This is a genomic window from Chitinophaga chungangae, from assembly GCF_017742215.1.
In the GTDB taxonomy this organism is placed as follows: Bacteria; Bacteroidota; Bacteroidia; order Chitinophagales; family Chitinophagaceae; genus Chitinophaga; species Chitinophaga chungangae.
This window is the reverse complement of the sequence record NZ_JAGHKP010000001.1, coordinates 917,161-943,575: the sequence shown is the minus strand read 5'-3', so window position 1 is coordinate 943,575 and position 26,415 is coordinate 917,161. Positions and strand designations below refer to the sequence as shown.

Annotated in this window: 18 protein-coding genes; all 18 read right to left on the bottom strand. The window is 53.7% G+C overall.

Going from position 1 to position 26,415, the window contains the following annotated elements; translation table 11 throughout:
• Positions 1-201 precede the first annotated feature (201 nt).
• On the bottom strand, positions 202-1,374 hold the full coding sequence (locus J7I43_RS04015; protein WP_209143500.1) for a FecR family protein: 1,173 nt from the start codon (positions 1,372-1,374) through the stop codon (positions 202-204).
• Positions 1,375-1,396: 22 nt separating this feature from the next.
• Positions 1,397-1,996 carry an RNA polymerase sigma-70 factor gene (locus J7I43_RS04010; RefSeq protein WP_209143498.1) on the bottom strand — a complete coding sequence of 200 codons (600 nt, stop codon included), beginning with the start codon at positions 1,994-1,996 and terminating at the stop codon, positions 1,397-1,399.
• Between the two features lie 127 nt (positions 1,997-2,123).
• Positions 2,124-3,323, bottom strand: coding sequence for an AhpC/TSA family protein (locus J7I43_RS04005; RefSeq protein WP_209143487.1), 1,200 nt, complete (start codon positions 3,321-3,323; stop codon positions 2,124-2,126).
• Positions 3,324-3,352: 29 nt separating this feature from the next.
• Positions 3,353-4,438, bottom strand: coding sequence for a TlpA disulfide reductase family protein (locus J7I43_RS04000; RefSeq protein WP_209143485.1), 1,086 nt, complete (start codon positions 4,436-4,438; stop codon positions 3,353-3,355).
• A gap of 17 nt (positions 4,439-4,455) precedes the next feature.
• Positions 4,456-5,664: a TlpA disulfide reductase family protein gene (locus tag J7I43_RS03995; protein ID WP_209143483.1), complete on the bottom strand. Its 1,209-nt coding sequence runs from the start codon at positions 5,662-5,664 to the stop codon at positions 4,456-4,458.
• A gap of 11 nt (positions 5,665-5,675) precedes the next feature.
• On the bottom strand, positions 5,676-7,139 hold the full coding sequence (locus J7I43_RS03990) for a RagB/SusD family nutrient uptake outer membrane protein (RefSeq protein ID WP_209143481.1): 1,464 nt from the start codon (positions 7,137-7,139) through the stop codon (positions 5,676-5,678).
• A gap of 27 nt (positions 7,140-7,166) precedes the next feature.
• Positions 7,167-10,556 (bottom strand): SusC/RagA family TonB-linked outer membrane protein, encoded by a 3,390-nt coding sequence (locus tag J7I43_RS03985; RefSeq protein ID WP_209143479.1) that lies wholly within the window; start codon positions 10,554-10,556, stop codon positions 7,167-7,169.
• Between the two features lie 213 nt (positions 10,557-10,769).
• Positions 10,770-11,903: a FecR family protein gene (locus tag J7I43_RS03980; protein ID WP_209143477.1), complete on the bottom strand. Its 1,134-nt coding sequence runs from the start codon at positions 11,901-11,903 to the stop codon at positions 10,770-10,772.
• A 92-nt stretch (positions 11,904-11,995) separates the two neighbouring features.
• Positions 11,996-12,535: an RNA polymerase sigma factor gene (locus tag J7I43_RS03975; RefSeq protein WP_209143475.1), complete on the bottom strand. Its 540-nt coding sequence runs from the start codon at positions 12,533-12,535 to the stop codon at positions 11,996-11,998.
• 494 nt (positions 12,536-13,029) lie between these two features.
• A complete protein-coding gene (locus tag J7I43_RS03970; protein ID WP_209143473.1) occupies positions 13,030-14,763 on the bottom strand; it encodes a tetratricopeptide repeat protein in 1,734 nt (577 codons plus the stop codon).
• Positions 14,764-15,054: 291 nt separating this feature from the next.
• Positions 15,055-15,474, bottom strand: a complete 420-nt coding sequence (locus tag J7I43_RS03965; RefSeq protein ID WP_209143471.1) for an SRPBCC family protein — start codon at positions 15,472-15,474, stop codon at positions 15,055-15,057.
• Between the two features lie 204 nt (positions 15,475-15,678).
• Entirely contained in the window at positions 15,679-15,933 is a 255-nt protein-coding gene (locus tag J7I43_RS03960) for a hypothetical protein (RefSeq protein ID WP_209143469.1), read from the bottom strand.
• A 110-nt stretch (positions 15,934-16,043) separates the two neighbouring features.
• Positions 16,044-18,281 carry a S41 family peptidase gene (locus tag J7I43_RS03955; protein ID WP_209143467.1) on the bottom strand — a complete coding sequence of 746 codons (2,238 nt, stop codon included), beginning with the start codon at positions 18,279-18,281 and terminating at the stop codon, positions 16,044-16,046.
• 89 nt (positions 18,282-18,370) lie between these two features.
• The gene (locus J7I43_RS03950) at positions 18,371-20,836 is read right to left on the bottom strand and encodes a TonB-dependent receptor domain-containing protein (protein WP_209143465.1); all 2,466 of its coding nucleotides are present in this window, start codon (positions 20,834-20,836) and stop codon (positions 18,371-18,373) included.
• Positions 20,837-20,916: 80 nt separating this feature from the next.
• On the bottom strand, positions 20,917-21,726 hold the full coding sequence (locus tag J7I43_RS03945) for an AraC family transcriptional regulator (protein ID WP_209143463.1): 810 nt from the start codon (positions 21,724-21,726) through the stop codon (positions 20,917-20,919).
• A gap of 57 nt (positions 21,727-21,783) precedes the next feature.
• The gene (locus J7I43_RS03940; protein ID WP_209143461.1) at positions 21,784-23,298 is read right to left on the bottom strand and encodes an ADP-ribosylglycohydrolase family protein; all 1,515 of its coding nucleotides are present in this window, start codon (positions 23,296-23,298) and stop codon (positions 21,784-21,786) included.
• Complete coding sequence (locus tag J7I43_RS03935) at positions 23,295-24,818, bottom strand: ADP-ribosylglycohydrolase family protein (RefSeq protein ID WP_209143459.1); 1,524 nt, start codon at positions 24,816-24,818, stop codon at positions 23,295-23,297. The genes J7I43_RS03940 and J7I43_RS03935 overlap by 4 nt, the downstream gene beginning before the upstream one ends.
• A gap of 19 nt (positions 24,819-24,837) precedes the next feature.
• The gene (locus tag J7I43_RS03930; protein WP_209143457.1) at positions 24,838-26,409 is read right to left on the bottom strand and encodes a RagB/SusD family nutrient uptake outer membrane protein; all 1,572 of its coding nucleotides are present in this window, start codon (positions 26,407-26,409) and stop codon (positions 24,838-24,840) included.
• Positions 26,410-26,415: the final 6 nt, after the last annotated feature.

Genomic DNA, 26,415 nt, shown 5'->3' with positions numbered 1-26,415 from the left:
ATAGGAGGGCCAGACCAAAACGCTTTTTTTTGCATAAATTGCGTTGGTTTTGGTTGTTAAAATGGTCGAGCAACCGTTGATTCAACTGAACTTTTCTGCCGTCGCGGGTTCCAGCCGCGGCGGCTTTTTTTATTCAGCCGTAAGCCGGCTTGTCTATGTATGCGTTATGTACGTGGTGTATGATGCATATTCAAAAAGGTATCAGGGCAGCATGATCAGCTTTCTGCCTTCCTGCCTGAAATCGGCGCCGGAGGCCTTCAGTACGCGAAGAATGCTGTTCAGGCTGGCGTTGCGGTCGATCTTGCCGTAAAACTCTATGTTTTTAACCGCCCCCCGGTATTCCACTTCAATGTCGTACCAGCGTTCCAGCTGCCGTAATACCGTTTGCAGCGGCATGCCGGAGAAATCGAACAACCCGTTCTTCCAGGCCAGGGCTTTTGTGATGTCGGCACGTTCTTCCACTTTCAGCTGCCGCGCCGTTACAATGGCCTGCTGGCCCGGCGCAAGCACGCGGGAACGTTGCTGCGAGGTAACACGCACGGCCCCTTCCACCAGCGTCGTTCTCATATCTTCGTCGTTGCGGTAGGCGCTGATGTTGAAACGCGTGCCAAGCACCTCCACTTCAGCCCCTTCGCCGGTTTTGATGCGGAACGGTTTTGCCGCGTCGCCGGATACTTCGAAATAGGCTTCACCTTCGATCTCCACATTTCGTTCGCCGCCGGTGAACGCGGTCGGATAAGTGATGGCGCTGGCGGCATTCAGCCACACCTTCGAGCCGTCCGGCAGCGTGAGCCGGAACTGGCGGCCCCTGGGCGTGCGCATGGTATTAAAAGCCACTTCGTTTGGCGCGCCTTCGTAAGTAAGCGTTCCGTCCTGCAGCATTACCTCCGTGCCGTGCTGGGTGGCAATCAGCCCGTTACCCGCGCTGTCCAGCAGTACTTCCGAACGGTCGGCCAATGTCAGTACGGCCCCCTCGTGGCCGGGAGCGAAGTTTTCTTCAGGCCGCACACCCGCAGCCACAGGCGGCTGTACGGGCCGCTGCGTTTTCCAGAGATAAGCGCTCACTCCCAACAAAAGCGCGGCTGCCGCCGCGTAACGGACCCAAACACGCCGCAGTACAGGGATTCGGCGTACAGGTGCTTCCGTTTGCCCGCCCCGCAGGATATGCTCCAGCACACCGGCAGCCTGGCCTGCGGCGGCAGTTCCGGCAGACAGGTCAAACGTCTCCCATTCACCGGAAACAAAAGCAGACAGCTCGGCATCGAACTGCCCGGTACGGACCAACGCGAAAAATTCCTCCCGTTCTTCCGGGGTGGCGGTTTTGTCGAAATACCGCCGGAGCAGCGTCTGAAATCGTTGTTGCGCGTTGTCCATCACTTATAAGACAAAAAGAAGGTTAGAAAAAGAGTAACGCCCCGGAAAAAAATTTCAGCCAAAACAAAAAAGCCAGGAGCAGGCGGGCGTTCGCCTTGATAAAAGCCGTCACGGAAGCGATGGCCAGTTGCATATGTTTTTTAACGGTCTTGGCCGAAATGTTCAGCTGCCGCCCGATCTCCTCATAACTCAGCCGCCCGTGGCGGGCCATCAGGTAAACGGTCTTCCGCTGCGGCGGCAGCTGGTCGATGGCGCGGTCTATCACGTGAAAACGCGGATCGTCTTCGGTTTCCTGTTGCAACTGCGGCGCTTCCTGTATTTCGCGGGCCTTTTCCTGTTCCCGCGCAAGTTTCTTCAGGGCGTTGATCGTCTGGTTCTTCGCGACGGTCATGAGGTATGCCTTGCAATGCGTTACCGCCGCCAGTGTTTCGCGGGTCATCCAGATCTTGAGGAACACGTCCTGCACGATCTCTTCAGACACGGGCGCCGATTCGGTAAAACGCTGCACGAAAGATACCATCGCCTGGTAATACCTGTTAAACAGAAGGGAAAAAGCGGCCTCATCCCCTTCCGCGATCCGCAAAAGGAGTGCATTGTCGTTATATGTCTGATAATCGGCCAAAATGAATTGAATGCAAAACAATTAAAAAAAATCCAATTATTGATTATCATCCCATATCGTACAGGCAGTGCATAAAAAAACGGGCCGCCTCTAGAGCAGCCCGTTCCCGGTTATCCAAAAAAAAAAATCAATTCCCGAATACCTCCGCCAGTTTCCGGTCCATCGCCTCATCGTTTTCTCCCCCGCCGCCATAACGGCCTACAATTACGCCTTTCGGATCTATCAATATCTTGGTAGGCAAAGAATGAATGCCATACCGGTCGCTGATGTCTTCCGGGTTGGGCTCTTTACGCCGGCGTTTCTCCATGTCCAGCCCGCGGAGCACATGTTTCCAAATGCCAATGCCGTCGTGCGCCACCGCTTTTTTCCATTCTTCGGGGCGGCTGTCGTCGTCAGAAATACCGATAATCTCCAGCCCTTTGCCCTTGTACTTCGCATACAGCTGTTTCAGATGGGGATTGCCTTTCCGGCAGGGCACGCACCAGCTGGCCCAGAAATCGACCAGCACGTACCGGCCTTTGAAATCGCCCAGGCTCAATGGCTGCCCGTTGATGTCCGTTTTGCTGAAAATGTAAGCCACGCTGCCGGGGGAACCGCTGCGCAGGCTTTCCACCTCCTTTTTTATTTCCTTCCCGAAACCGCTTTGCTGCACGGCCGGCGACATGCGGTTGTAAGCGGCTTCCGCCTCCTGTAAAGACATATTGCTAATGCGGAAACGAAGCAGGTATGCAGTGGCGTACGACGATGGATGTTTGGCTATAAAGTCCTTATCGACGGCGTTCATCTTTTCGTAATAAGGCTCCATTTTGTCTTTTACCGCTTCCAGCCCGTCCAGCATGGCGGCCAGCGAGGCGCTGTCTTTTTCCGCTTTACGCGCAGCGATGTACGCCATGTTGCGTTTGTTGTATTCGGCGGACAGCGGGGCGAGACCGTCCATTACCGGTTTCCGGGCCGTGTTCAGCAATTCCATATCGTCCTGCGCTTTGGAACCGTGCAGTACGGCGGTTTTCAGGCTGCCTTTTTTCAGGGTCGCCGTCATGGCCGCTGGCTCAAGGAAAAGGGAAGCCATGTCCGCGTCGTACGACATTGCGGCGGGCCTTTCCAGCGTCAGGCTACTCATGGCGGGGCCATTGATATTGCCGGTGAAGGAAAATTTCCCGTCCTTCAGCTGCACGCTGTCTGTATGGTAACTGTCCCCGCCGATGGGGTAAGTTAAATAGACGTAACCCGAACGCTGGCCTTCCACCGTGCCGGTAAGCGTGAAAGATTGCCCCTGTACGGCCGCCTGGCATAAACATGCGGCGACGAGCAGCGAAATTTGTTTCATGACTGATGATTAAATAAATGGATAAAAGATTAATTCATTAACTCCGCCAGCTTTTGATGCAACTCTTCGCCCCTGAGATTTTTCGCGATGATAACGCCTTCGGGGCTGAGCAAAAAGGTGGATGGAATGGCCTGTACGCCGTATTGTTTCGCTACCTCGTTGCGGTGCCCTTTCAGGTCAGAAAGCTGTATCCAGGGCATCCCGTCTTCTTCGATCGCCTTGCGCCACTTTTCACCGCTATCGTCCAGCGACACGCCTACTACCGTAAAGTTTTTATCCTTGTAAGCGTTGTATGCCTTCAGCACGTTGGGATTCTCCGCCCTGCAGGGGCCGCACCAGCTGGCCCAGAAATCGAGCAGCACGTACTTTCCTTTGAAGTCGCTCAGCGTTACGGGCTTTCCGTTTACGTCTGGCTGCGTGAAGTCTATCATCGGTTCCCCGATGGCGCTCTTTTTTAATATTACAATGCGCGACGATAAACGGCTGCCGGCTGCCGTTTGCTGCATGGACGCGTCCAGCGTGCTGTACAGGCTGTCCAGCTGCTTGTATTCGCCCATAATAGCCATGTCTGACAGCAGGGAAAGACTTACCGGGCTTTTGGGATGACCGGTGATGTAATGCATCGTTTCCGTTCTCCGCTGTTTGCGCAGCACGTCCAGCTGCTGCTCCCATGCGGCCTTCGCAGAATCGTTTTTCTGCACTTCCTGATATTTTCCGTACAGCTGCTCTTCCTGGTCGGTGATGTGTTTGATGGAAGCTTTGTAGGCAAGGCTTTCATCATGACTGGCAGAGCCCGTCACCTTCAGCCTGTCCAGCGAATCGGCGTTTCCGGTGATGTGAATATCACTGTTTTCCAGGAAAAAATCGAAGTACCGCGTGGGGAACATCAGGTAAGCTTTTACCGGTTCCGCGGCTTCGCCCGTCCAGGTGAACTTGCCGTCTTTTACGCGAATGGTGTCTGTTTTTGAAGAATCGGCCAGCGGTACGGAAAGGTACACCACTGAATCTTTCAGGCCGGTGATGTCGGCCGTGATCGTGGCCTGTCGTTTCGTTCCCGTTCCGCAAGCACAGATTGCGGTGGCGGATAAGCAAAAGAAAATGGTTTTTATATGCATGATGGTCGGTTTGTGTTTTAGTGTTTCGGAAAAATATCGCCGTACATGTCTATCAAAGCAGCGTCCATCCAGGAGCCGCGCATGTTGCGGGTCACCAGTTTGCCCTGCGGGTCGAACAGCAGGCAGGAAGGAATGCCGCGGATGCGGTAGGCTTTGGCCAGCTCGCTGTCGAAGGCTTTGAGATCGGAGAGCTGGGTCCATTTCATCTTTTCTTCGTTGATGGCTTTCAGCCATTTTTCCTTGTCGTCGTCCATGGAAATACTGACGATCTCGAAACCTTTTTTGTTGTACAGCGCATATACTTCCCGCAAATGCGGAATATCCGCCCGGCAGGGACCGCACCAGGATGCCCAGAATTCGAACAGCACATATTTTCCTTTGCCGATGTAATCTTTCAGGCGGTGTTGCGCGCCGGTAGTATCCTGCAGGGTGAAGTCCAGCACCGTTGAGCCGATTGCCGCCTGTTTGTTCGATTCCGCTTTTTCGAGGAAATATTTTGTGAGCGGGCCTTTTTCCGGCGCGTCTTCAAAATGCCGCATTAGCCGGTCTATCTCACCGGTATTGATGCTGCGCTGCTCCGCCGCCTGCAGTGCTATGAACGCCAGCACTTCAGAAGGTTTATTATTCAGCACAAAATCATTCATGAATGTTTTCCGTTTTTTCTCCACCGCGTCCATCTTCCTGCACAGGTCCATGCCGATCTCGCGCGGGCCTTTCTCTTTTCCTTTCCCGGGGTTCAGGTAGGCGATGTACCCGTCGAAATAACTGTCGGTTTCTTCATCAAAAACATTTTTCTGCCGGTAATATTGCAGGAAAAGATCGTTGCCCGCACTACCGCTTACCCTGGCGGCCAGGGACGTGCCGCCGCCGGAATACAGGTCGATCTCTTTTTTCAGGCTGTCGTATTCCGCGGCAATGGCGATGTTGTCGTTATTCGTAGCGAAAAGGTTGATCACACGGTCCTGCAGCGCCCTGTTCGTTACTTCCTCGTTTTTAAATACGAGGGAATAAAACCGGGGCGTGGCGGCGTTGCCGCTGAAGGTGAACTTTCCGTCGCGGATCACGGCGCTGTCCAGGATGGTCCGGGAAGGAATGTCCGCATACTTCAGGTATACTTTTTTGCCTTCCACCTGCCCGCTGATCTTTCCCGTTATCCGGAAAGAGCCGGGCTCGTGCGCAGACAGCAGCGCGATGGCGATGGTTGCGAGAATGGTTTGTTTGATCATGGCTGGTTCTGTCAGTTTTTAGGTAAATCGAGTATTACTTTCGGATCTGTCGGTTCGATGGTGAACGCCGTGCCGTTATTGTCCGCCGCCGTTCTCGTCATGGGCAGGCCATTGCGGAAATAATCGAAGCTGTTGTGGCCTTCGAATGCCAGCTCAATCCTTCTTTCCTTCAATACCGCGGGCAGCACGTCCGCCGTTGCCAGGTTGTCTACATCCGCCGCCGGCAGGCCCGCGCGGGTGTGGATCGTTTTCAGGTTCTCTTTTGCTTTCGCCACATTGCCCAGCTTCGCATATGCTTCGGCCCTGTTGAGATACAGTTCGGCCAAACGGAAATAGATGTACGGCGCACGGGTGAGCCATGCCTCGGGCAGCACCAGGAATTTGGTGGTTTCCACGAAGCCTGAATTAGGGTTCAGCTTGAGGAAAGCCGCCCTGGCGTCGCCGGGCGCAAGCAGGCTTTTAAAGTTGGCGGAAGGGAGGAACGTAGCGCCCACGTTGTAAATGGCGTCGTAATGATAAAACTGGCCGAGCGTGCTGGCACGGGAAGAATTGTCGAACGCAAAGATGATCTCTTTGTTGGCAGCGCTGTTGGCGCGGCCGATATTGCCCAGCTCGTCGTCCGCAAACATCTTGTTATAATCGCCGCCCTGCAGCAGGATGTATTTCCCGCCGGTCTGTGTGATCACGCTGTCTGCATAATCGATGGCGCGCTGGTTGGCCGCCGCGTCCGGCGCAGCGGCGCTGCCACCCATGTACAGGTATGCGCGGGACATCAGCGACCATGCGGCCGCTGTGCCGGCAAATGCGTTGGTTTTAGCGACGGGCGCTTTCATCAGCTGCGCCGCCGCATCGAGATCGCGGAGAATAAAGTCGTACACTTCTTTCACGGTGCCGCGTTCCGGGACGTCTTTAATGTCACTGCTGGTTTTCACGATCACGCCGGGGCTTGACGCAGCCGATTGATAATAGGGTTTTCCGTATACCCGCACGAGGTTAAAATACACGAGCGCGCGGATAAAAAGATTTTCTCCTTTCGCATAACGGAACCTGTTCTTTTCGGTTTCCGTCAATGTGGAATAACCGCTGCTTTCCATGGCCGCAATGCCTTCCAGCGTGGTATTAACGCTCACGATGATCTGGTAGGCGCCGCGATAAAGATCGGCGCTGTTGCCTTGCGTGGGGCTGCTGCTGTTCCTGAAAAAGAACGCATCGGTGGTTTTGCCTACCGGCGCCCAGTTTTGCAGCGTAACATTGTTGCCGCGGCTTTCCGCAAAATCGTGCAAGGGCACATCGAAGTAATTAAACCCGCTGCCCTGCAGCAGAACGTAGTTGCCGATGGTGGTTTCCTCGATACCGGCGAGCGAAGACAGCTCTCCTTCCTTGTCGATCTTCGTCAACGGGCGCACGCTGTCTATTTGTTTGTTGCACGCTGTTACCAGCAGGCTGGCGAATATGAATATGATGATGTTTCTCATTTTTTTCAAGATTTGGGACAGAAAAAATTAAAACCCGACCTGCAGGCCGAACACATAACGGCGGGGAATGCCGATACCGGAACCGACCGAGCCGCCGAAATCCTGCGCCTGCCCTACGGACGGGCCTTCCGGGTCTGTCGAAATGATCTCTTTGGAATAAAGCGTGTACAGGTTGTCGCCGCTCACGTACACATTCGCCTGCGAGAGGCTCAGTTTTTTCAGGAACGTTTTTGGCAGCTCGTACCCGAGGCGAACGCTGCGCAGGCGGGCATGACTGCCGTCGTGCATGTATTTGCTGGAACCAAAATAATCCGTATTGGCATGCGTGTACAGCTCCGGCTCCGTGGCGTCCGTTTGCCCTGGCGTGGTCCATTGTTTCTGGTGTTTGCGGTATGCGATCTGGTTGAAGCTCGTGATGTTCGAGCCCTGGTTCTGCTGCGCCAGGTCGTCTGTGATTACGTAACCGTATGCATAAGTGATCAGCACGTCCAGCGAAAAACTGCGGTAGCTGAAAGTATTCGTCAAACCTCCATAGAATTTCGGCTGAAAATTGCCGATGTACTGGAACTGCCGCGGATCTGCGGCCGCGCCTACTTCGTCTACCGTATTCACATATTCAACGCCGGTTTTCTGTCCTTTGTCGTCGAAGATCAGTTTTTCGAAGAGCGGTTTGCCCGTTTCAGGGTCTACTCCCGCATACTTCACGGCTTTCAGCGAATTGATATCGTCGCCGGCGAACAGGTAAAAACTGTTGGCGTTGTAGAAACCCTGCCGCAGGGAATCGTTGGCTACGCTGAGGATCTTGTTTTTGTTGAAGCTGATGTTAAAGGACGTGTTCCACCGGAAATTTTTACCGGTGATATTGTCTGAATTGATCAGCACTTCCCATCCCCTGTTCTGCACGGTGGCCACGTTCTGCCATTGTGTGGGGAAACCGCTGACGGCATCGAGTGTCACTTTCTGCAGCAGGTCTTCAGAGCGGCGGCTGTAATAGTCCACGCTGGCGGTGATCCGGTTGAACAGGCCGATGTCAGCGCCCGCGCTGAACGTTTTGGTGACTTCCCATTTCAGTTCGGGATTGGCCAGTACGGAAATAATGGCCCCGGCCTGCATGTTGTAAGTATACCGCGGGTCGTACAGGGTGCGGGTAAGGAAGTTGTCTCCCAGCTGCGAACCGCTGGTGCCGTAGTTGGTGCGTAATTTCAGGTTGCTCAGGAAGTGCAGGTTCTGGGCGAACTGTTCGTTGCTGACCACCCATGCGCCGCCGACGGAATAAAATGTGCCGTACCGTTTGTCGCGCCCGAAACTGCTGGACGCATCCGTTCTCAACGAAGCGCTCACGCTGTATTTATCGTTATACGTGTAGCCGGCTTCGCCGAAAGCTGAAAAAGACGCGCGGTCTTCCTTGCCACCTTCTATGTTATTGGTTTTGGTGGTTGGAATGCCGTAGATGGAATAATCGTACCGGCCGCCCACCAGCCTGCCCAGCGAGATCACGGGATAACCGGCCCTTACATTGTTTACGTTCACCAGCATGTTCTCCATTTTCGTGCGGCCGTATTCCGTGGCCACCAAAGCGCGCAGCGCATGTTCGCCGAACGTTTTGCGGAAGTTCAGCTGGTTGGAGGTGAGGAAAGTGTTGATATAGTTGGTATTGGTGCCCAGGAAGCCTTTGGAGGAAGTGGCGGTTCCTGAACCCTGAAAGCTCCTGGCGTCTACATACCGCTCATCTTTGGTATAGTTGAGATTGGCGGAGTTGGTGCTGGAAAAACTGAGCCAGTCGGTGAACTGGTAATCCGCTTTGATGGAGCCCGCGAAACGCTGCGCTTTGGGATGAACATAATTGTACAGGTTTTCGAAGATGGGGTTTTCGGCTTTCCGCATACTGCCGTTCAGCTTGTATTCCAGCGCTGGTTTCGGAGAGCCGTCCGCATTGTACGGATTTACCCAGGGAATCATATTGTAGAGAAAAACGCCGCTGTTGGAATTTTCCCGGTTGCCGTTGTCGAAAATGCCGTTCAACGAAATGTTGGTGGTCAGTCTTTTCGTGAGCCGCGTTTCGAGGTTGATGCGGAAGGTGCCGCGTTTCAGGCTATTGTTTACGCCGGTGGACTGTTCATCATAATAAGTGCCGCCGATGTAATACCGCGTGTTTTCGGTGCCGCCCCTGGCGGAAAGGTTCACCTGCTTCATGTTGCTGTTGAGGAAAGCGTATTTCTCCCAGTCGAAACTGTTCTGCACGTCGGCCATATCGGGCAGGCGATTGTCCAGGTACGACTGCAGCGTGGGGTATTGCGGCGCGAGGCTGCCGTTGTTGACGCGGTAATCTTCCGTGAAATAACGTTTCTGCACTTCATATAATTCCGGGCCGGAGAGGAAACGCAGCGAGCCACGGTTGGGTTTGTTCAGCCCGTATTTTATCTCGGCCAGGATCTGCGGTTTGCCCGCCACGCCTTTTTTGGTAGTGACCACAATCACGCCGGCCGCGGCGCGGGAGCCGTAAATGGCGGTGGCTGCGGCGTCTTTCAGGATGGTGAGGTTATCGATGTCCTGCGGGTTGATCAGTTCCTTCAGGTTCTGGTTGGGCATGATCACCCCGTCCAGCACGAGCAGCGGGCCGTAGTTCTGTGTGGGCATCACGAATTCGTTCGCCTGGTCTACGCCAACGCCAACGATGCTGCTCTGCCCGCGCACGAATATCTGTCCGCCGGGGCTGGTGGGGTCGCCCGCGCCCTGTTCGGAAATGTACAGGCCGGTAGCGCGGCCTTTCAGCAGCGAAACGGGATCTGCCGTGGTAATGCCTTTCCTGAGTTGATCGCCGCTGATCTTCTGCACCGCGCCGGTGAGCTCGCCCGTTTTTTTGGCGGAATAACCGGTGATGATCAACTCATCGAGCTTTGAAGTGGAAACAGACAGCAGGATGGTGATGGACTGACTGCCGGCGGCTTTTACGCGTTGCGGCTCGTAGCCGACAAAAGATATGTCCAACATTACTTCGCGGGCATCCGTTTCCAGTTCGAACTCGCCACTGGCATTGGTAACCGTCGCTTTGGTCGTACCGCGGAGCTGTACGGTAGCGCCCGGCAAAGCCGCGCCCGTTGCGGCGTCTTTCACCACGCCGCGGATCTTTTGCGGAGGGCGCGGAATAAAAGGAAGCTGCGCTTCTTTTTTAAGCACGATCGTTTTGCGGATGATCGTCCATTTTAGATGGCGGCCATTCAGGCAGGCGTCGAGAGCTTCCTCCAGCGAAACATTGTTCAGGGCGATGCTTACCACTTCGCCGGCGGGCAAAGTACCCTCCTCGTACCAGACCTGGTAACCGCTCTGCCGCTCGATTTCGCCGAGTATTTTTTCGAGCGGCGCATTTTTTTGTGAAATGGAGATCTTTTGCGCGGAAACGGCCGCGCTTAACTGCATTGCTCCAAGTAAAAAAAAGATAACTGACAGCTTCACGGTGATCAATCTTTTTGTGAACGGGCGCAGCCCGGATTTGGTTGATAGGCATAACCTGCCCTGCCGCTGTGGGCAATAGGAAGTTGAGATCATAAAACGGTTGGTTAATGATTTAATTAAATTCTATCAGAAGCTGGTGTACGATTTTGGTCTTTCTATCCTGTGTATTTTGGTTTTTTATGGTAAAACGATGATCTTTTTCCCTTCCTGCCTGAAATGCAGATCGCTGGCTTCGAGGATCGAAAGGGTTTCGGCGAGGCTGTAGCTGCGGGAAACTTTCCCCGTAAAACGCCGCCTCGTGACGGGCCCTTCATAACTTACGTCCACATCGTACCAACGGCCGATCTCCCGGAGTATAACGGTCATTTCCGTATTCCTGAACGCAAAAAGCCCGTCTTTCCAGGCAACGGCCTGCCCCGGGTCAGGGTCGCGCGCTACATCGATATGGTTGCCGGCGGTTACTTTCGCCAGGTCTCCCGGTTTCAGCAGGCTGCTTTGCCCGCCCGCCGTTACGATCCGCACGCTTCCTTCCAGCAGGGCGGTATTGGTGGCGGGCTCGTCTGCATAAGCCTTTACGTTAAAATGCGTGCCGAGTACTTCCACGCGAATATCTTCGGTTTTAACGATAAAGGGCTTGGCCGCATTCTGTGCCACTTCAAAATAACCTTCCCCTTTCAGCTCCACCACTCTTTCCGTACCGGGAAACGCCGTCGGGAACTGCAGCTCGCTGGCGGCGTTCAACCACACTTTCGTGCCGTCCGCCAATATCAGCCGGTATTTGCCGCCGCGCGGCACGGTCAGTTTATTAATAACGAAACCAGCGTCGCCATTACCGGCGTCGTATACCAGTAAAGCCTGTTGTTTGTTCACCGTAGCTCCTTCCTGCTCCGCGATAGCGCCGTCTGTACCGGCGCTCAGGTCTACCACGGCGCCGTTGCCCAGGGTAAGCGTGGCTTTGTTGCCCGCCGGCGGCACCGACACGACCGTTGTGTTTCCCGGTTTCTCCGGTTGCCGCAGCAGGTAAGTGCCCACCGCCGCCAGTATAACGGCGGCAGCGGCCCACGACAGCCATTTCCGGCGGCCGGGAAGCGCCCGTAACGGGGCTTTCTTATCCCGTGAGATCTCTTCCTGCAACTGGCGCAGCATCCGCGATTTAGCGCCTTCCAGCGTACTGTCCCGTCCGCTTACCACTACTTCCGTATCGCCTCCGTTCACCTGGTCGTACCAGTCGTGCAGGACTTTCTGCTCGTCCGCAGTGGCCGTGCCCTCCAGGTATTTTTTAGCCAAAACGCTGATCTGCGTTGTATCCATTGATTGCAATTAAAGATGAAACTATGCCCTTTGTAATAATAGAGCATTGTAAAAACAATTCACACGCAAAAAAGGAGAAAAAAATATCCGGGTTACCTGGTCAGCATAAAAATCACGGCCAGGGTAAGGTATTCGCGCCGCTGGCGCATCACCTGCATTACGCGGAGCACGTATCCTTCGGCGGTGCGCACGGATACGCCCAGTTCGCCGGCCACTTCTTCGAGGGGCCGGTCTAAAAGTTTGTGTTGCAGAAACACGATGCGATGTTTGTCGGGCAGTTCGTTGGCCAGTTTATTCAGTATTTCCAGCAGGAATTTGTTATCGATGTCGAATGCGGGCGATTGTTCCGCCGTAACGCCCTGCAAGGTATCGGCCTGTTCTTTTTTTCGCTGCAGGTTGGCAAAATGGCGGTAAACGGCGTACCGGACCATTGCCGCGAGGTAAAAAGGAAGCGATTGTATCGCCAGGGAAGCTCTTTTCTGCCAGAGCGTCAAAAATACCTGCTGAACGATTTCTTCCGCGTCCTGCGCGGATTGCAGGCGCTTGTGTGCCATGAAATACAGCGGCTCCCAATACTGGTTGTAAATTTCCGTAAAAGCAGTTTCGTCCCCTTCTTTCAACAATGCTAACAAGGCTATATCATTGGTATCTCGCATAAAGTAACTGAGACAGCAGCTCATAACTGCACCCGCATAAATTTACAAAAAGCGCCGGAAACGTCACCCGGTAATTTTCACCGTGTTTTCCGACGATCTTGTCCATTCCCGGCAAGAGCTATTGTAGAGACAAAAAGCAGGCACAAATATTTGCAGACAATTGACTACTCCAAAAAGAAAATTTGTCTGCCGGCGCTTCGCAAAGAATGCAATTGTTTTCGGGCCATCAAATCAGCTGCGCAAATGCTGTTGATATCAACCAAATTCAGCACAAGTCATAGGTTAATTATGGTATCTAATCCCATACGATGTTTAGTTCAATGAAATTGACATTAATTACAAATGCGCCGCTTTCCGGTGGCGCATTTGTATGAATGGCAAGCCGCCCGGCGATCGCCGGAAAACCCTGTAATGTCAATCAGGATGCAGCCCCTTGACGGGGCCTTATGCGTTGTTGCGTGTCGAAGTTTTTATTCGGTAATGCTGGAAGACGAATTAATTTTCACATCCGCATATTTCCACGCTTCGTCGAACGCAGTTTGGGTAATACGCGCTTCCTCGTTTTTGTTTTGCATCGCCAGCGCCTGCTGCAAGCCAATCAGCGCCCAGCCGTTCTTCCGCCAGGTTTGCAGGTCTTTTCGGTACACTTCCTCCGCTTCTTTGTATTTTTTTTCCTTGAGCAATACCGCTCCCAGGTGATGCCTGATCGAGAAAAACCAATCCGGCGGCTCGTTGTAATTGAGCGCGTCTTCCATGGCTACGGCTTCTTTCAGCATCGAAACGGACTGGCCGGGCTGCCCTTCCTGCAAGGCGATGCCGGCAGACAGCACCTTCGACGCGATCTGCACCAGGTCGGCAGTGGTATTGATATTCCAGATGGTAAGGTCTTTGAGAACGGTGTCTGTGGCCAATAGATTCAGGCTGTCCAATTCCTTTTTTGCACCGGCCGCATCATGTTTCCCCAAAAAGGCCATGCCTCTCGCGTAGTGCCGGATGGCGCGGGGATATACGAGGTCTTTTGACGGCGGCGGTATCGCCATGACCGTATCCCACATCGATAATTTCACCGCGACGTACCAGGGGATCGTATAATAATGTTGCACGGTGCCCCAGCCCGGCATGCGCATGATCTCTCCGGAAGTGTGCTGCTGCAGTCTCTTCGCCGCGCTCCAGGCCAGCGCGCTATTGCCTTCCAGCGTGGCCGTTGCGGCGAGGAAATGATAGTTGTGCGGGAAATATGCCAAAGGATAAGCGCCCTGGGCATGACAGGCGGTGGTATACACACTGTCTACCTCCACCGCGCGGATATTGGAAAGCGAGCCGAGATGATAATCGCCGGTGTTGATGTAGATGTGCGAAGGCATATGTACCAAATGGCCGGCGCCCGGCACCAGTGTGTACAGCAATTCCGCGCTGGCTATCGCTTTTTCTGGCGTGGCGGAAGCTTCCAATGCATGCACATAAAAATGATGCGCCCCGGGATGTTTCGGGTGGAGCTTCATGAGATGCTCCAATACCCCGATCAGCTCGGGCGTCCAGGGTTTGGGGGCTTTTGTTTTTTTATCGTAGAGGTCCCAGGGGTGAAGGTCCATCATCGCTTCGGCATATAAAGCGCCCACGTCCGGGTCGGAAGGATATTGCGCGTACACTTTTTTCATCGCCGCGGCGTACGCGATGTCGAGCGCGCTGCGGTCGGCTGGCGGCTCTTTGGCGTAGCGGGCGGTCAATGCCCCGATCAGCGCAATTTCTTTGGGCGTGCAGTTTTTCGAAAGCGACTGCGCTTTAACGGCCGCTTCGTAGGCGCGCTGGAAATTATCTTCTTCCATTCCGCCGTTGTAGTTGGGGCCGAGCACGTACGCAAAGCCCCAATACGCCATGGCACAGGAGGAATCCAGGCGCGTTGCTTCGAAGAAAGACCTGGCCGCTTCGGCATGGTTAAATCCGTAAGACAACATCATGCCCTGGTTAAAATACGCCTGGGCTTCTTTTACGGAAGTGGTGATCTTACAATCAATGCCGCCGAGGCCTTCAAAGAGCGGCGCTTTTTTCCCGGAGGTATACCAGTCTTTGTCGTGCGTGGGCGGTACGGCGCAACCCATGGACTGCGCGGCTTTACCTGAAGCCTGTTTTTCTTCGGTCTTGCTGCGGTTGTGGCATGCGGAAAAGATACATATCGAAATAAGTGTGAAGCAGATCTGTCTCATAAAAAATAGAAATTTGAGAGCATGAAAGGATATTTTGGAGTTGACGATCTTGGTCATAAGTATATATTCATGTCTTTGGGGAATCCGGTTGGGGTATGGTCCGGAAAACAATCTTCACTGGTCTCCTAATTTACGAATATTCCGCTTACGGCAGTTATTCCGGGCCCAATCTGCAAAGGAATTGTGTAAAACGTTGAAAATGCAGGATTTAGGCGGCCGTTCTGCAATAAAAAGCGGGAAGAACGATCGTTCTTCCCGCTTTTTTTTATTTAAATGCCGGTTATCCTGGGATCATGCATCGGGAATTTCGGGCTCAACCAGCCTTATCAGTTTGTCCAGCGAATCCTGCCAGCCAAGGTAACACATGGCTTCGGGGATAAAATCGGGAATGCCTTCCTGCACAATCTTTAATTCGGTGCCTGCGACGGTTTTCGTCAGCCAAACGGAGGTGGTCATTACGCCGGGCATGTTCGGATCATCGAATTGATCGGTGTATTTCAGGAATTCGTTCGGTTTGATCTCCACGTATTCCCCGCCGAAGGAATGGCTGTTGCCGGTGGTGAAGTTTTGGAACGACATTTTATAAGTGCCGCCTTTTTTAACCGTTAATTCATGAACGGTGCAGAGATAGCCGTAAGGAGGAAGCCAGGAAGCGATGGCGGAGGCTTCGGTAAATGCGCGGTATACCTTTTCAGGAGACGCTTTCAACATTCTGTGTAATGAAACAGTACCTGACATAAAATTCAATTTTGTTCCCTACTCATCTGGCTTTTCGGTGCCGCCCGTTTTTTATCGTGGTCGCTGCTCCACTGCCGATTGTTTGCATTACAAAGATGGCGGGAAAAAACCGAACCGGCAGAGGCTGTATACGACAATTGTGGGGTTATTTGCGACCAGGGTGAAAATGGGCGCTTTTTAGCTCCTGAATTTTACGTTTTCATACTTTCCTTCCAGGTATCCTTTGATCTTTACGGCAGGAGCGGAAAAATTCCGGCTGAAGATCTTCAAAAGGAGGGCACCCGACCCGACCAGGATGCGCGTGCGCATTTCGGGTATGCCCGGTTCAATGGTAATGCCGTTTTTTTCAAGGAAAATATCCGCCCCGCTGAACCGGGAGCTTTTTGCAATGATGCATTGAACAAAGGCCCGTTGTCCGATCCGGAACGTCATTTCAGGAAATTGTCGTTCTAGTTCGGATTTCAGGGATTGAAGCGTTTGCATAGGTAATATATTTAAAGACAAATAACGCTTTTAACGGGGGAAATTAAAGGTCAGTAAATTCATTTCCCGGCGAACAGCAACGCGGCATCCAGTTGCTCGTCCTTTCCTGCGCGAACGCCTTTCAACGTCCGTTTTACCAATATATCGGGTATAATGCCGATGCGCTGTGTTTCAGAGCCGTCCGGCCAGCAATAGCCCACTCCTGTGATCCTGGTTTTCAGCCCGCCGGGAAGATAAAATTCAGATGCATCGCCGTCTGTTCCCGCGGTGACACCGCCAATCACCGTGGCATTCGGCATCGCTTTCAGCGCCATGGTCAGGTATTCGGCCCTGCTCTCCGTAAATTCGTTTACCAGCACCACTACTTTGCCCAAATATGGCAACTTGTTATAGCCGCCTACAGAAAAGGCAGGCCGCATCTCGAACAGGCCCGGGTGCTCCATGCTGGCGTAATACGCTTTTGCAAATTCCACCCGTTTGTCCGTAAAGTACCTGCATAATGCATCGCCGATCATTTCCATCGGGTAACACCTGATATCGATGATGATCGCCTTTGTTGACCACAACTCTTTCATCATTTGCGGGATATCGTCCCTTTTTAACGTTCCGGGGAAAATATAGCCGATATTGCCCGGCAATACTTTCCAGGGGCCGGGGTGCAGCCGGTAGTCGAAGGCGGGATATGCAAACTGCCGGGCGCCGCTGAGTAATTTTACATCCACCGCATTGCCGTCACGCATTATCCGGATGTTAAACGTTGAATCGTTTCCTTTCAGTAAACGGCTTGCTATCCCAAACAGCCGCTGCGGCTCGTTGGACGCCGATATATAAGGTCCCAGCCGCTCTTGTATCTCCTGCACGGCATGGCCGTTTACGGCCAGGATCACATCGCCTCTCAACAGGCCTCCCGGCTGGTTTTCCTTGTCTTTCGGAACACTTACTACGGTAGCTTTGCCTTCCACAAAAAGCACTTCCGCCGGTACTACATAATTGCCGATAAATCGATCAACCCCGGCGGTATTTTCAGTCAGGAATGCATGCGAATCGTGAATCGAAGCGATCAGTTTCATAGCGGTGAACTGGTACGCTTCCGCCGAAGGGGTCTGCACAAACGCGGGAATGAACCGGTTGAGCACGTCTTCCCAGTTTTCACCGATCAGGTGCCGGTAAGGATAATAATATTGAATGATATTCCAGTAACGGTACAACGCCAGCAGCCGGTAACCATCGTCGGGGAAACCCAAAAAACGGTAACGCGATTCATTGAACGCAGCGTCTCCCCCCACATGCCAGTCTAAATAAAAATGCCGTTCATTCGCAGACGAACGCCGCACGGCTTCCAGTGCGGCAGATAGCGGTTCTCCCAACTCTTCGTAGTTGGTCAGCCAGTCAAGCTCCGGCAGCAGCCGCGCATCTGCGGGCGCTTTCATCGCGGGTTTATTATTTGCGCCAACCTGTTTCAGGCCGTTCAGCCATTTCAGCAGCACTGCGTTGCGCTCCTGTTTGTTCGCAGCCGCAACGATCCCGGGCAACACGCGGAACAACTCAAAATCCCAGTTATATTGCCCGGCAGCTACGGCGGGATGATAATATTTCAGGAATCCCCACACTTTGCCCAACACCACCAGGTCGTGCTGCAGGCGGGGCGAAAGACTGTCTATCACCACCCCGGAGCCCTGCTGAAAAGCCGTGTCCTTCAACGCCGGCGGAAGATCGATGCGCCCTCCCGCGCCCGGCTCTTTCCCATCTACCAGTAATTCCAGATCGTCGACCCAAACTTTCCCGCTACCAGTAGAGAAAGCCCCGGCGTAAATTTCCCGCGCGCCGCTTTTCAGCGGAAGTTTGATCTCATACCGCTTCCAATCGCCGGTGCCGCCTATCTTTTCAGACGCCGTGCTTTTCACCAAAAACCATTCCCTCTCCCCTTCCATCCACAACAGTAACCCGCCAAATCCGTTCTTCACGTTCTCTGTTTTGATGTACCCGGCCAGCGTCACCTGCGAACCTTTAAAGTCCACGGGAAAACGAAGGAACCCCCTGCCAAAGCGGAGCGCCGGCTGCGAAGCGTTGTTCCTGCATTCCAGCAGCAACGATCTTTTGCCGCTATGGGCGGTCAGGCTGTCTGAATAAATTTTATAATCGTTCTGCTCGTCGATAACGGTCCAGTTGCGGGGCAGCGTAGCCGGCCGTTCGGATTCGAACCCGATCCGGAAGGGGTTTTCTTTCCGCGTGCAGCATGTCAGGACGAACGCCAAAGCGCCCAGGAGGGGTATGGTCCGTTTCAGGTAATATTTCATGTGGCCCAGGTCAGAGAAAAAAGGACGCTGTATGTTCAGCTTCGTTTAAGTTAAGCAAATACTTCCTTTTTTTAGCTCCCGGGAGCCGTTTAAAATTCTTTATCCCCAAATTCGCTGTTGGGCAGCCTGGATTTTCCGCCTGGTTTGTTCAGGTTGAAACTGAGATTAAGCAGGAACACGTCCGTTTCGTAAATGTAGTTGGTAGTGGTATAAAAATCCCGGCCGCTGGTAGTGATGCGCTGCCGCTGCGTTTGTTTCATGCCAAGGTCCATGTTCTGCCATTGTAAGGTGGCGGCCATACGGCCATCCATAAACGTTCTTTTCAGGGAAGTATTGGGCACCAGGAAACGGGAATCCTCACCCTGCGCGGTGGGCCTGGCGGAAAGATAATTGACGTTCGCCTGCAGGCTCCAGGTGGTTCCCAATTTGAAACTGGTATTCATATTCAGGGAATATACCCAGTTTTTATTGTTGACCGTGGAGCTTACGCCCAGGATCTCCAGGTTGCCTTTGATCCTGTAGTTGTACACATTGCCTCCCAGGTACAGGCTCCACCATTTTGCCGGCTGAAGATTGGTGCCCGCTTCAAGACCGAACGTACGCGCGGCTTCCGCATTGGTGAACACGCGGTTTAAGATCGTATCGGCATAAACGCTGTTTACCCGCTGGATCGGGTTTTTGATGTGCTGGTAATAGGCAGTCACGAAAACGGACCCGTTTTTAAAATTGTAAACCGGGCCTGCTTCCGCCAGGTCGATAAAAGAAGGCAGCAGATCGGGATCGCCCTGTTCCAGCGTTTCGGAGTGTTCCCGTTCCGGTATAGGGTTCAGCTCAAAATTATTTGTACGTTGGATTCTTTTGCTGTACCCTGCTTTTGTTTTCCACTTTTCATTGATATTATACAGCAAATTAACGGAGGGGAACAGGTTGGACAGGTCCAGCTTGTGAGGCTCCGGGTCATACGAAAGCTCCACCGTTCTTGCGGCGTATTCATACCGCAAACCGGCTACATATTCCAGTTTTTGCTGCCGCCCGGAATACTGGGTATACACGGAATTGACCTGGTTGCGTGTTTTGGCCGATCCCCTGAACCGTTCCGCATCCGGCTGGGAAGTGGCGGGATCTACGAAGTAATCGAATTTACCGTTCTGCCTGTCGTGCCTGAACTGGTAGCCGCTCTCCAGTTTCCCTTTCCCGATATTGACCGAATAATCCAGTTTGAACCGGTACCCGTCGATCGGGTTTTCGTAGGGATTGCGGACCTCCTGCAGCACCTTCGTCATATCCGGGTAGCCGAGGTTCCTGTTACAGGTATTGCCGTAAAGCCGCGCGCTTTCAAACAATGCCGAAGCGGTGAGGGTGGATTGATTCCGGAACCTGCGCGTATAATCCAGGTTACCGAGGGAAAAGTTGCCTTCTTTCGTTTGGAGATTGGAGTTAAAATAGATCGTGCTGCTGATCAGTTCGCCAGTGTTAAGGTCTGAGGCCGTATTGTTATAAAGGATATCCGCCAGCCTGGCCTGGTACCTTTTACCGATAAAAAAGCCTGCGGAGAAAGTGTTGTTAGAATCCGGTGTAAACGTTGCGGAGGCGCGCCCTGCGTAATTGTATTTGTCAAAACTTCTTTCACCGTTCGACGGGAAACGGGTAATAATGCCGGAAGTGAAGTTTTTTGTATAAACGTCCCCTTCGCGGTAGCCCGCGTTGTCGTTCCTGGTATAATTACCGCTGATGGAAACATCCCATTTATTCTTTTTAAAATTGACGGTCAGGTCGCCGCCAAAACGTTTGGGGTTTTCTTTATTGCCATGATCGGTGGTACTGGGCAAACCGGCCATGATGTTGGCAGAGACGGCCAGCCCGTCTGTTGCTCCTTTTTTGGTAATGATATTGATGATGCCTCCTTTACCGTCGGGATCATATTTTGCGGACGGCGAAGTAATAAGCTCGATATTTTCCACCGCATTGGCGGGGAGCTGGCTTAAGACCGTCTGTGCATCCGTAATCACCGGTTTCCCGTTGATCAACACCAGGAAACCCGAAGAACCGCGGACGGTGATGCCGCCCTGCCCGTCCATCGAAACGGAAGGCAGGTTTTTCAGCACATCGATGGCGTTGCCTCCTTTTGCGGATTCAAACTGCCCCGCGCGGAATGTTTGTTTGTCTATCCTGCTCGACACATCCGCGCGTTCGCCGGTAACGTTCACCTGGTTCAGCAAAGCGCTGCCCCGGCTGAGGGAAACCTTGCCCAGGCTCAGCCGCTGCCCTTCCGTTAAGTTGATGCCGCTGACGTACCCGGCTTCATACCCCATGAACAACACCCGCAGGTGGTAGTTCCCCGGTTTTAATTTTTCCAGTGTAAAAGCGCCTTTTGCATCGGTTACGGCGCCGGCAACCAGCGAAGAATCGGCGGTTTTGAAAACGGCTACGCTGGCGTATTCCAGCGGCTGACCGTCTTTTTTATCAACGACTGCGCCTGTAACGGCCGCCTTTTGCCCAAAAGCCGCCTGGGAAACTCCCAGGAAAAAAATAGCAATAAACAATCTAAAGTTCATCCGGATGATTTAAAATCATCGCAAAGATACCCGCCAGAATTTATATCGCTATTGTAATATTCAGGGCAACAGTTGTACAATTATTTTTTGGAAAGCGCCATTTCCCGGTATTGCCCGGGGGTAAGATTGGTGTAAAGCTTGAAGAATTTTACGAAATGCGGCGCGTCGGAGAATTTGAGCGCCGCCGCAATTTCCTTCACCGGGCTGACGGTAGCGGACAACAGCATTTTGGCTTCCAGCAGCACGCGTTCGTTGATTACTGCCGAGGCCGTTTTGCCGCCCGATCTTTTGCAGATCTCATTTAAGGTTCCGGTGGTGGTATTCAGTTTTTCGACATAAAACTTCAATTGCCTGTGGCCGGGGAAATTATCGTTCACCAGGCGTTTGTATTGCTGGAAAATTCCGTCGGAGAACGTAAGCACGTTATTTTTCGTGCGGGACAGCTGTTTAAGTTTTGCGATCAGTAAATGAAGATACGCGCTGTACACCGCATCCCCCGCCGCGGCAACCTTGTATTCCTCGTGCAGGTCTGTCAACAAACGGAATAACGCGGGCTGCTCTTTTAGCGGGATATGCGCTGGCAGATCAAATAAAATGCCGAGATCTTCTTTCAGCAGCAGCTCTTCCCTGAACAGCAGCACGTAACCTTTCGGCAGCGCTGAAAAGTTCCAGCAGTGCGTTTGGCCGGGCCTTATATAAAAAGCGGCGGCCGGCGTTACTTCAAAACTTACGCCGTTGATGTCATGAAATCCCGAGCCCGCATCCAGGAAAACGAACTCATGATAATCCGCATGGCGATGGGGCGACGTGGGCTTTATGACCGTCTTCATCATGCTGATCTTAAACAGGCTTTCCGCGCTGATCTTTGATTTAACCGGGATCGTGTTCATCTGTTTGATAGAATTACCTCAAGATAAACATCCTGGCGATCAGATCAAACTTCAAAGTTAGCGCGCTTCTTCAGGCTGTTTCCAGTACACGGCATCGCCGTAGATCACCGAATCGGCGTACCGCTGGCGGGGCGCGCGGAAACCGGCTTCCTCGAATTTTTTGCGGAAGGCCGCCAGGTCGTTGAAACCTTCGCTGAAAATATTGTTCATCACTTTCCAATAACCGCCGAGCTGCGCCTTCGCTTCCCGCCATGCCTGCGGATGGCTGCGGGCAAGCCGGCGGTCGAAGCCGAGGCATACGGCCATGTAAGCGGCGCGGGCTTTTTCGGGGTTTGTTCCGGTTGTAATGCCCAGCGTCAGCTGCCGGAGCGGATCTTCGCCGGGCAGACCAGCCTGCCGTTCTTTCCCGGTTTTTTGCAGCAGTACCGGCGCCGGCCGCTGTTGCCGGATCAGGTATACCGGCCGGCCGCCGGATAATTCGCGGCGCCCGCCCTGCTGTTCATTTACCATTTCGAACAGCTCCACCAGGCGGTCCGCAAAACTGGTGATCGTTTCATCTGCCGGCATATGGTCGCGGCTGGTATTGGCGTAACGGTCGGTTATTTTCCAGCCATTCGCCAGCATTTTCCGGTAACCGCGCATCGCGCCCAGGATGCTGCCTACCGTGGCGGCGTTGCAATCCGCGTCCCACCCCAGGTTAAACGCCAGCCGCAGGCTCTCCGCGAAGTCGCCCTTCCCGTACAGCAACGCCATCACGATCGCGCCGGTGTTCAGTTCGGTGCCGTTTTTGTCGCGAAGACCGCCGTTTTCCCGGGTGTAACGGTCGTGCAGCAGCTGGCGGGCCTTTTTCCAGTCGCCGGGATTTTGCCGGTGCCAATTGCGGACGCTGTCTATCAGCTGGAAAGTATGGCTGCGGCGGTCTACAGCCGCCATGCCCGCGTTCAGCAGGCTGTCCACATCGTTGTTCACAAATGCCATGGCGATCATAGCGGTGAAAAACTGCGTGGTCTGCGCCGGCTCGCCGCCGATGGCCACCCTTGTATAATGCAGCCCGATCTCCGCGGCGGTTGCGGGCATGGCGGGCGCCAGCAGGCCAAACGTTTCGCAGAGGAACTGGCCGGACACGTTGAAGGCCGCCCAGGGGTTCAGCAACGGGTCGCCGGTTAACGGCGGCAGGAACCCCATGTCCATCAAATGCCGTGCATAGCGGTTAGAGCACCAGATGTTTTTGTTGATGCGCCCTTTCCAGAGCGCGGCGATCGTGTCATAAGGCAGCAGCACCTGGCGGCGCCGCTGCATCTCAAAAATGTACACCCATTCAAAATCCGTGTCGTCGTCCGTCCACGCGCCGCCTGGCAATGCAGGCATGTATTGCTCCACGTTGCCCGGCGCATGGATATATTTATGCTCGTGCGGGATGCCGTTAAGATTGCCCAGCATCTGCCCCAGCAAGCCGCCGCGGATCTTGTCCGTTACAGTGCTTACGGGCAACCGTAATTCAGCGCCGGATGGGGATTGCGCGTGAAGGTTCAATGTGGGCGCCATCGCCAGGAGGATCAGTAACTTTTTCATTTTTTCACCGGGGGATGATCGAATACGATTACTTCCAGCACCTGCACTTTCGCACTGTCGTTTGGGTTTTTCCATTGCAGGGAAGCCACATGGCTGCCGGCGGGCAATTCATAAGCGTACCCCACTTCATCCCTGCGCGTAGTATGGTTTGCGGGCAGGCCCGATGTGCGTAAAGGTTTGCCGTCTACCAGCAGGTCCACTTGCGCAACATAATTCCCGGGGCCCTGTACATATCCTTTAAAAATGATCCCATTGCCGTTGAACTGCACTTCTCCCACTTCCGCAACCGGTTTGTTCACAGCTGTTTTTTTCACGGGGTAATGTCCTTCAAACCCCTCTTCCAGCCTCACGGGCTTCACCGCCTGGTAAGGAATGGTCACATCCGCTCCATTTACTGTTCCGTTATGTTTGCGCACCAGCTGCAATGCATGGTTGTAGCTCATCCTGTACAGATCGTTGAGTGAAGCATCTGTGTACACAAAGTTCCTGGCTTCCACGGGACGTATTGCCGCCAGGTATTTTTCCGGAATGCGGCTGTAACCGATCATCGTGCCCAGGATGCCCGCCGCCGACGCGGGATTGCAGTCCGCATCCTGCCCGCAGCGCATGGAAATATCCATCGTTTTGGTAAAGTCGCCTCCGCCGTACAGCAGGCCGATCAGGATATAAGCGGAATTGGTGGTAGCATCGATGTTGAATGGCGCGAACACGCCATCCGGGCAATGCAGGTCTTCGCTGAAATTGCGCTCCACTTCAAACCAGGTGCGTTTCCAATCGTCGGGGTACTTTTTGTGACCGGCGATAACGGCTTCCATGCATTGGCGGTACCGGCTTTCCTTCGGAATGGCTTGCAGCGCTTCCGTTACGATCCAGTTGATATCGTCGGACACAAACGCCAGCGAATACATGGCCGCGACATAAACGCCGCCGTACCATCCTTCACCGTAATTCATGATATGCCCGATGCTGTCGCAGATGGTAGTGGCGGTGTTCACCATACCCGGCGCCATCAGCCCCGCAAAATCCGCCTCGATCTGGAAGTCGATATCGTCTGCATGCGGATTGTTCCGCCAGTGCCCGCTTTGCGGCGCTTTAACGCCGTTCAGCAGGTTGTAACGGGCAGCCTGGTTGGCGTGCCACAAGGGATAGGAGGCATAGGCAAATGCATTGGCAAAGGAATCCAGCGGCGCGTTGAGGCCGTATTTATCAAATACTTTCACGAAGGTCAGGTCCATGTACACATCGTCGTACAGGCCGGCTCCATGGTCGTACCACCATTCGATGGTGGTGCTGTCCCAGGGCTTTACAGGTATATAATCCTGTACCATGGTACCGTTGAATTTGAACTCGAAGGGCCCGCCGTAGGTGACGCCAATCGTTTGTCCCGCCCAACCTCCTTTGATCTTGTCCTGGAGCACAGCGGTAGTGATCTTTGTGTCCGGGCGGGTGGCGGTTCCCTTGTTTTGCGCGCAGGCTATCGTACTGCACAATGCCACGCATGCGGCGATGATCTTTTTCATATCAGTTTTTTTTGACAGGTTATGGGTTGTAGCCCGGGTTTTGCGGGAAATGTTCTTTCCCCATCACGTTCAGCTCGCTGTTCGGTATCGGCCAGCGCACGTTGTGATCTTTGATGTTGGTGCGCGGCAGCAGGTAATTTTCCGCCGTGTAGGGGTTTTCTTCACCCGCGTGCAGCCGCACCTGGCTAAGCAGCTTGCCGATCCGTTTCAGGAAAAACCAGCGATGGCCTTCCAGCCCCAGTTCTCGCGCCTGCTCGTCCATAATCAGCTGTTCGGAGACGGTGCCCGCAAAAGCCGTATTGCCGGCGCGCTCCCAGGTTTTGTTGTAATATTTCAGGGCGTTAACGTTATCACCCGAACGCATATACGCTTCTGCCGCGAAAAGATACGTTTGGGCGAGACGGTAGACCATGAAGTCTTTGTACGACCAGCCATCGTCTGGCGAAGAAACCGTCCAGGTGTCTACGAATTTGGTGGTGGTAGGATGAAAGGCCGTATAATAGAGGCTTTTATTCGCTTCCGTCACTTTCACCACATCCCCCACCTGCGTGCCGGGCGGCATGCCGGGCACTACTTTCGTTACCACGTATTCCGTTTTGTAGAATTTGGCGTAACGCTGGTCCTTCGCAGGGTCGTAAAGACTGAACAGGTAATCGTTCGGGTACAGCCAGCCCCATCCCCAGCCGCCGTTGGTATAGCTGCGCTCGCCGCATACTTTGTCGTACCAGGGAATAAAATGCGACTGCATCCGGTTGGTGCTCACGTCGTACCCGCCTTTTGCGCTGCGTAACACATACAGCGCCTCGCTGTGATCGAGCCTTGCGCCGGTAAACAGCCTGTCCAGCGACACCAGGGCATAATCCGTGTGTTTAAAGATAGCTTCCGTTTGCGTGATGGCCTCGCTCCAATCCTGCTGCCACATCGCAACATCCGCGCGGATGTGCCTGGCCAGCACTTCCGTTACTTTGCCAGGATCGCGGGCGTCTTTATTGATGTTTTCAATGCTATAATCCAGGTCGCTGTTCAGCAGCGCATACACTTCCGCGGGCGTGGCCGGGCGGTAATCTCTCGGCTGGTTTACGTTTTCGGGCGTGGTGGGCGCAGTGTTGAGCCAGATGCGGTCGTATTTGCGGAACAGCCAGAAGTAGGAATGAGCGCGGAAGTAACGCGCTTCCGCAATGATACTTTTTACTTCCGGGTGTTCTGCGGCCATTTTTTCCCCGTAAAAAATAATCTCGTTTGCCTTGCCGATCACCGAGTAGTGGTATTTCCAGATCGTGGCGGCCACACCGCCGCCGTTCTGCATCTCGATCGGGTCGTAGGTGCGGTAACCGTTGCCCGGGCCGCCATTGGCCACGGTAATGTCCGTGCCGCCGATGATGGACAGGACCTCCGCGCCGTCCCACCACGCGCCGTCGCGCGGGCCGCGCTGTTCGAGGATATACAGGCCCGTCATGGCCTTTTGAAGCCCCTGCGGCGTGGAATATAATTCCACCAGGGTGAGGTTGGTCTTGCTTTCTTCCAGCAGCTGGTCTTTACAGCCGGTGAAAAACAAAACGGCAAATATCATCAGGTTGCAAATCTTTCTCATAACATT